The following is a 7,288-nucleotide window of genomic DNA, read 5'->3' on the forward strand; positions in this document are numbered from 1 at the left end:
GTGGCAACGAACAGCGAAGCACCGAGAGCCAAACGGGAACCCCCCCACTCTAACAGGGGGGTACTACGGAAGAAAAAAGCAAATTGAAGCTAGTCATAGCAATGGATTGACTCGTTTTGAGTTTGTGGCAAAGATTTATTTGAATGATTAAACCTATAAAAATATCAAGGCTGTATTTCAAAAATGCCGTTGAGAGCGTTCAGATTCGATTCTGAGCGCTTTTATTTTTGTTCGGGTAATTCAAATAGTGGGATGAGTTAAAAACGCTTATAAGGGATTTAAATGCGTTTTTTCGTTTTGTCTGCTGAATTCATTTTAAAAAACGTTTGCGAGATACCGAAAATTTTCAAAAATGGAAACTCAAGCAAGTTATAGCCGTATTTCATGTGCTAGGATTTAACATAAAAAAGCGATGTATCGGGGGATTGATGGTATGGGAACTATTGCAGCGCCTGTGGTTGGTCAGAAGATTAATGAGTGGTATCGGCATATCAAAAGGTTGAATGTGACAGATGCAGAGATTCTCCGTAACGAAGTTAAGAATGAACTGGATTTGATGGAGGAAGACGAACAGGTTGTTCTTTATTTTCAGCTAATGGAATTTCGCCATGAACAGATGCTTGAATACGTAAACCCTTCAAAAAATACTGTCAACAAAGCTGATTATTTGAGAGCTGTCGAAGGTGAAGGAAAAAGGCTTACTGGTATTATGGAGTACTATTTCAATTTTTTCAGAGGGATGTATGAGTTTTCTAAAGGGGAGTACATAAAAGCTATTACATTTTATCGCTATGCTGAAAGAAAACTTGATAAAGTAGCTGATGAATTGGAGCGTGCGGAGTTCTTTTTCAAAATGGCAGAAATCTTTTATCACATGAAGCAAACACATCTATCTATGTATTATGTTGAACAGGCGTATCATGCTTATAAGGCAAACAGTATATATCAAGTTAGGTTAATCCAGTGTAGATTCGTGATTGCGGGAAATTATGACGATCTGGTCAGTTATGAGAAGGCACTTCCCCATTTGAAACTAGCTTTACAGGAATCTATTGCACTTGGCCATGATTACATTACGACTAAGGGTTTGTTGAATTTAGGAAACTGTTTTAATAAACAAGATGATGTTGCGAAAGCAACAGTATATTATCAACGTGCATTAGAGTTAGGCGAGAAGATCGGTGCTAAAGAGGTTGTACAAGCTTGTTATGATTTAGCCATCATTTTCTTTAAGCAGGGACTAAAAGAAGAAGCTCTTGATTATTGTGTGAAAGGAAAAAGCTATGCTGAAAAGTATGATGATCATATGTTTGTCGATCTTTTTAATGTGCTTCATGAGTTATATGTGACGGTTTCGCCTAGTGTTAAAGTGAATCAAAAATTTGATCAACTTTTATATAGTCGTGGTTATCCTTATTTAGAAGACCTAGCTTTAGAGGCTGGAAGATTTTATAATGACATAGAACGATTGGATGATTCTGTATTTTTTTACAAGAAGATGATCCAAGTTCAGAAACTGATTCAAAGGGGCGATTTTGAATATGACGTTTAAAAAAATTATGGCTGCCGTTTTGATTTTAGCTGTGACTGTTGCGCCGGTTTATGGTTTAGCGACGCAAGATAACAGCGTTTCTGTTGCTTCAAGGAATGCAACATGATGTATCGTATTCGATTTGTAACATGAAAATTAACAGACCTTTTAGGTCTGTTTTTTTGTGGAAATATCATGTGTAGTTACTTGGAAATAAGACGTAAACGATTAGGTTTTTGAGCGTGATTACCAGAACGTGATTATCCAGATTGTGATTATTACGTTCTGGTGTCAGGTTTTGAGTGAAAGGCTACAAAAACGGTGTGGAGTTTTTGACGGGCAAAGTAGAGCCTATGATTGCAAGGTTTCAGTGATTAAAAGCTATAAAAACGGTGTTAAAAGCTAATGAAAGGTTATAAGAAAAGTGTTAAGGCTATAAAAACGGGGGGACTCAATTTTTGAGTAGGGTCAAAAAAACAAAAAAAATCTCCCCCTGCGGGGAAATTTGGTTTAGTCTTTGGTCTTTTAGGTTTTTGGGTTTTGATCTTTTAAAAAGATGGCGGTTTCGCCAGCTTTTTGGGCGATTTTGACGGAGTCAGAATCGTGTCTTTTCTTATCTTGATACATATAGAAACATTGTCATTTTAAAAAAGTGTGCTAGGTCCAGTGGTATCAAGGCTTTAAAGGTATTTTGACAGCACAAAACTCCATCTGCTATTATTAAGGTGTCGAATCTTAAATAATAGAATGCTAGAGAACTAGCGTCAGAAGGAGTTTTTTTGCTTTGTCATATTTATCTGAATCGAATTATAGCATCCTTCATGACAAAACCGCAACAGGTAAAAAGCGGGATTGGAGAGGGAAAAAGGTGAGATCGTTGCTTATGGCGGCTCATTATGAAGGACTTGAAAAGCGTACCGGTGCGCCTTACTACGGAAAAAAGGCAGAGAAAGTATGTGATTGTGCGGAATGTCTTGCGTTTAGAAGAGATAACGAAACGGGCAGACTACGATTATATCAAGCCTATTTTTGTAAAGTGAGGTTATGCCCTATGTGTGCGTGGCGAAGGTCATTAAAAATTGCTTGTCACAATAAGTTGATTGTAGAAGAAGCAAATCGGCAATATAAGCCTGCGTGGATATTCCTCACGTTGACAGTGAAAAATGTTGAGGGTGATGATTTAAAACAAACGATTACTGATATGATGCAGGGCTTTAGAAAGCTGTTTCAATATAAAAAAGTGAAAACTGGAACACTTGGTTTTTTTAGAGCTTTAGAGATTACGAAAAATCATGAACAAAATACATATCACCCGCATTTTCATGTGTTGATTCCAGTGAAAAGAAGTTACTTTACAGGTAAAAGCTATATCAAACAAGCAGAGTGGACAAGCTTTTGGAAGCGTGCCATGAAATTGGATTATACACCGATTGTGCATGTGCAGCGGGTCAAAGGAAAAAAGGGAATCGATGCGGAAGCGATTGAAAAAGAAGTCCGCGAAGCAATGGAAGAACAAAAGGCCATTCTTGAAATTTCAAAGTATCCTGTCAAGGATACGGATGTGATACGTGGAAATGAAGTGACCGAAGAAAATCTTGATACGGTTTATTATTTGGATGATGCGTTAAATGCCAGACGGTTGATCGGGTACGGCGGGATCTTGAAAGAGATTCATAAGGAACTCAATTTGACAGATGCAGAGGATGGAGATCTGATCAAGATTGAAGAAGATGATGATGAGGTAGCCAATGAAACGTTTGAGGTTATGGCGCATTGGCATGTTGGCATTAAGAATTACATAATCAATTAATAAAAAAGCAGACTAAGTAGTCTGCTTTTTTTTGAATACTTTGTCAAAGATAAACATGAAAAGTGTGAATAATAGAGACAAAGCTAACATATCTATTATTGTGACCTCTGGGCTTTTCTTTATTGCTAGGAACCACAGTAGTTGCAGTACCAAAGATATTACAAAATAAGATATGTATTTAATACTGTTCATATTAATTTGTCTCCTTTACCTATAGCTTATTTTCCAATGCATTTAACGCTGAACCAAGCAAAGCTAGCTGATAATCCAACAACTCCACCTTTGACTGCGTTCTTTCCAACGATTTTTATGATCTCTAGAGCTAATTTATCCCACAGCTTTTTTTCAATGAGTGTTGTCATTCCACCTGTGAGAAATCCAATTCCAGTGTATTCAAGGACCTCGTCGATCACACATTGTTTCCATGATGCTGTAGAGATTTCCCCAGTTCTTGGATAAGGAACACCTTCTAAATCCTTTTCTTCCAGTTCTTCTCCATTTACAAGTTTAACAAATGCTGCAATTGATGCAACGTTCTCTTGTCCGAATTTATTAGCGACTAATGACTCATTTAAGACATACTTCCCGTTTTTTTGAACAGAAGCTTTCTCAAAAATGAATTGCATGTCAGAAGCGATTTGTTGAGCTGCCTTTTCTTCTTCGGTTACTGTTTTTGCACTTGCTAGTGGTGAAAAAGCAGTAATAGAAAGGATTAATGCACATAATACAGCTAAAATAGACTTCCAGTTTTTCTTTACAGAAATAATCATAATAAATTTTCCTCCTCTGGGTTAATTGGAATACAAATACCAGCTTATATCATATTTTTTTCCAAATCAATGACTATATTACCATTTTGGAATTTTTTTATTTTGATTGCGGTGTCCGCAATCATTTTTTTATTTTTTTAGTGCTTTGTTTTTTGGCATCAAGAGTTACATAATCAATCAGAAGAAAAGTGTTAACCACCTAAAGACTCTTAAAATTTCCTTAAAATATTATTATATTCAATTTTTTGTTTATTTTGGATTGTATAATTTCACTTGTTAAATATTATTTAAGGAGATTTGATATGTCTGTTATTTTTAGAAAATTACTTATTTATTCTATGATTTTTGCTTTTGCCTTCACTTCTTCAATTTTGGTATCATCTAAAAGTGCTTCTGCTGCTAATAGAGAGTGGGTTAATTTAGGTAAGGGATATAAAGCTGGATTTGATGAACCACATGACAAAAAAACAGGTAAGTGGCATGTTCATGTTTATAAAGGAAGCAAAGAAATTGCTTCTGAAAATATGGATGGAACTAAACATGATGGTTCTACTTTGAAGAAGGCTCCGAAGTCTGTTGTAAAGACATTAAAATCTAAGTCTCAATGGGATAAATATAAAAAGAAACAAAAAAAACTTGAAGATGCTCGTAAGAACGTTAGTAAATTTAGTTGGTGGCAGTTAGTGTGGGATCCTACACCAATTGTTACATTAGCTGTTGCATTAGGTATCACTTTTGCTATGCTTACTATGGCGCAGTGGAAAGCAATTATATTTTGAGGGGATTCTGAACTAGATGAGAACTTTGAAAACAAGATTTAAAAGATTACTTCGTTTGAGAGAATTTGAATTTTTTCAAGTAGTGTCACAGGATTCAGAAAAATATGCTTTTCTCCTTTTTTGTGATCAGAGATTGTCTAAAGAGGGTAATAAAGTAGATATATACTTAATATCTGACTTTGAATTATCTGATGAATCATATCAGGATGTTTTGAGCTTTAATGACGATATGTTAGGAATGAAGCATAGTTGTTCATATTGTATGGATATTGTTTCAGTGAAAGAAGAATTTGATTTTGATTTTCCTTTTGACATGCTTGCTATTCGTACATATGTTCAAGAAATTTTAGATTTAGTTGGTATTGAAAAACAGTTACCTGAGTTCGAAGAAACTGATTTTGACTATTTATCTCAAGAATAGAGTTTAAATCATGTCTAAATACTTTTATTGTGTAATAAGTACTCTGTTTATTTTTAGCTGGTTTTTCTATAATCAAATTTCTGATATTTCACTTGAAATTATTGATTTTACAATCAGTTTATTTGTTCTTCTATGGGTATTTGCTTAGGATTATTCATTTAAGCTGTTTTTAATTGTTTGTTAGTTCTAATGTGTTCTTTGAAAGCGAGTATGAGATTTCATCTCGCTTTTTTTGTTGTTCTTCAAAACATTCTTGACGGAAATCAAGAGATTTTAGCACTCATACAAGGGGGTGTATAAGTCCGCCATTGTCGTGAGTGTCCTATTTCCAAAATTGCCACCACTTTTTTTGTTGAGCAGCAGCAATCATTTTTTTTGTTTCAATGGATTCTTTCAAAGCGAGCATGAGATTTTCATCTCGCTTTTTTTGCTGTTCTTCAAATTGTTCGAGTCGTTTTAGGATGGCCCGATTGAATTCCTCTTGTCTTTGAATGAGATCGGCGACATTGACATCTTGTAGCGGTGTAGCGGTATCCGATATGGACAAGTTTGACCGATACAAGGTCGCTACAAGTTTGGCTACTTCTTCTAGTGATTTACCACTCAATTTAGAGTGTGTGTATATATACTCCATAGCGGATAAATCGGACTCATTATACTGACGCCATCCCTTAGTGTCTCTGGCGAAATGATAGCCGTTTTTCTCAAGCATGGCGGCGTATTTGCGTATCGTGACGCTGGAGACATTGAGCTTGTTTGCAATGTCTTGTGAAGAAAGGTAGGTTTCGGGTTTCATAGCGGGTTCACCTCTTTATGATTCATTCGCTACGATATACGCTACGCCCTCCTAGATCAAAAGGCAAAATGTTTTTGTTTTGCGTAGCGGGTTGAAAGAGAAAAATTTTGATAAGTGTCGCTGGAGACATTTCGGAAAAGGTGAAAAGAGCATAAGGGAAAACTGCAACCATTTCATGCTTGAAATCACAGGGTGATTTGTTTCGTGGCGGTTGCAATTTTTGAAAAGAATGTGCCTAAAAATGAAAAACTGACACACCTTTTTTTAGGAGAAAAATGCGGTGATGTGTCAGAAACGGCAAATCTGCCACACCATAAAAAGGAAAAGTGAGAAGAGCATAAGGGGTTTTTGTCCCCACTTATGGTGTGGAACTAGGCAAAGCCTAGCAAAAAAATGACCCCATAGAAGTGGTGCTGATCACTTCTGCAGAAGTGGCGGTTTTTGAGGTAATCACTTCCCGATCACTACTAAAAAACGAGCCGGTCACTGGCGGATCAGTAATGGAAAATGATCGACCAGTTGCCAATCACTTGTCCAAGTGCCCAGTTATACGCACCAAAAAATGTGCGTGTTTTTAGAAAAGCCAACGGGGGTTTTTCACGAAAGTTTGGTAACGTTTTGTGTTTGAAAAGGAGCGCACTGCACACAAAGAAAGGTAACGTTTTGCAAAAAAATCAGTAGCAACAAGGGTTTAATGATGGTGAATTAAGTTCGTGTTTGTTTTGTGTTGTTTCGGAAAAGTGTGCACTCAAAAGGAGCGTTACTGTTTAAAAAATGGAGTGAAAAACATTCGGCATGAGTCAACGGTAAGCGGAACGAAAGTGAGCATTAAGGAGTTGACTCATTCACCACACCCAAAGCCTATTGATTCAAACAAACCCCGTTTGTTTGCGCCCGCCGAAGGGGCATCCCCCGAAGATCGGGGGTAGGGGGTTTGAATATTTGCGATCCAACGGGCTGACCGTTGGCGGGTTTGGGCAGAGCCCGAAAAGAGTCACTAGGGAACCAGTGCCCACTTATGCACCTAAATAGGTGCTGTGGGTTTTCTCTCCGTTCAAAGCAGAATGCCAGGGCATTGTACCGTTGGAATTAAAGAGTTAAAAATGGTAAGATTAAAGAAATATTTGTGCGTCTGTTTTGTTTGGCGAAGGTGCGCAGCGGAAGACGACGACAGTCGTCGA

6 protein-coding genes are annotated in these 7,288 nt (G+C 36.9%); 4 read left to right on the forward strand and 2 right to left on the reverse strand.

Features of this window, described 5'->3' with window-relative positions:
* Positions 1 to 433 precede the first annotated feature (433 nt).
* Together MHH26_RS19150 and MHH26_RS19155 are read left to right on the forward strand one after the other, a co-directional pair.
* On the forward strand, positions 434 to 1,552 hold the full coding sequence (locus tag MHH26_RS19150) for a Rap family tetratricopeptide repeat protein (RefSeq protein WP_340974448.1): 1,119 nt from the start codon (positions 434 to 436) through the stop codon (positions 1,550 to 1,552).
* Between the two features lie 763 nt (positions 1,553 to 2,315).
* Positions 2,316 to 3,341, forward strand: coding sequence for a protein rep (locus MHH26_RS19155; protein ID WP_340974449.1), 1,026 nt, complete (start codon positions 2,316 to 2,318; stop codon positions 3,339 to 3,341).
* A gap of 218 nt (positions 3,342 to 3,559) precedes the next feature.
* Here MHH26_RS19155 and MHH26_RS19165 read toward each other — a convergent pair whose 3' ends face one another.
* Positions 3,560 to 4,111 carry a hypothetical protein gene (locus tag MHH26_RS19165; protein WP_226805420.1) on the reverse strand — a complete coding sequence of 184 codons (552 nt, stop codon included), beginning with the start codon at positions 4,109 to 4,111 and terminating at the stop codon, positions 3,560 to 3,562.
* Positions 4,112 to 4,413: 302 nt separating this feature from the next.
* On the opposite strand from MHH26_RS19165, the gene MHH26_RS19170 reads away from it, so the two are divergent.
* On the forward strand, positions 4,414 to 4,890 hold the full coding sequence (locus MHH26_RS19170; protein WP_223250918.1) for a hypothetical protein: 477 nt from the start codon (positions 4,414 to 4,416) through the stop codon (positions 4,888 to 4,890).
* Between the two features lie 16 nt (positions 4,891 to 4,906).
* Complete coding sequence (locus MHH26_RS19175) at positions 4,907 to 5,311, forward strand: hypothetical protein (RefSeq protein ID WP_172693060.1); 405 nt, start codon at positions 4,907 to 4,909, stop codon at positions 5,309 to 5,311.
* Between the two features lie 322 nt (positions 5,312 to 5,633).
* Here the strand turns inward: MHH26_RS19175 and MHH26_RS19180 are convergent, their stop codons facing one another.
* On the reverse strand, positions 5,634 to 6,107 hold the full coding sequence (locus MHH26_RS19180; RefSeq protein WP_268479398.1) for a DUF3967 domain-containing protein: 474 nt from the start codon (positions 6,105 to 6,107) through the stop codon (positions 5,634 to 5,636).
* Positions 6,108 to 7,288: the final 1,181 nt, after the last annotated feature.

The organism is Bacillus sp. FSL K6-2839, assembly GCF_038003365.1.
Classification (GTDB): domain Bacteria; phylum Bacillota; class Bacilli; order Bacillales; family Bacillaceae; genus Bacillus.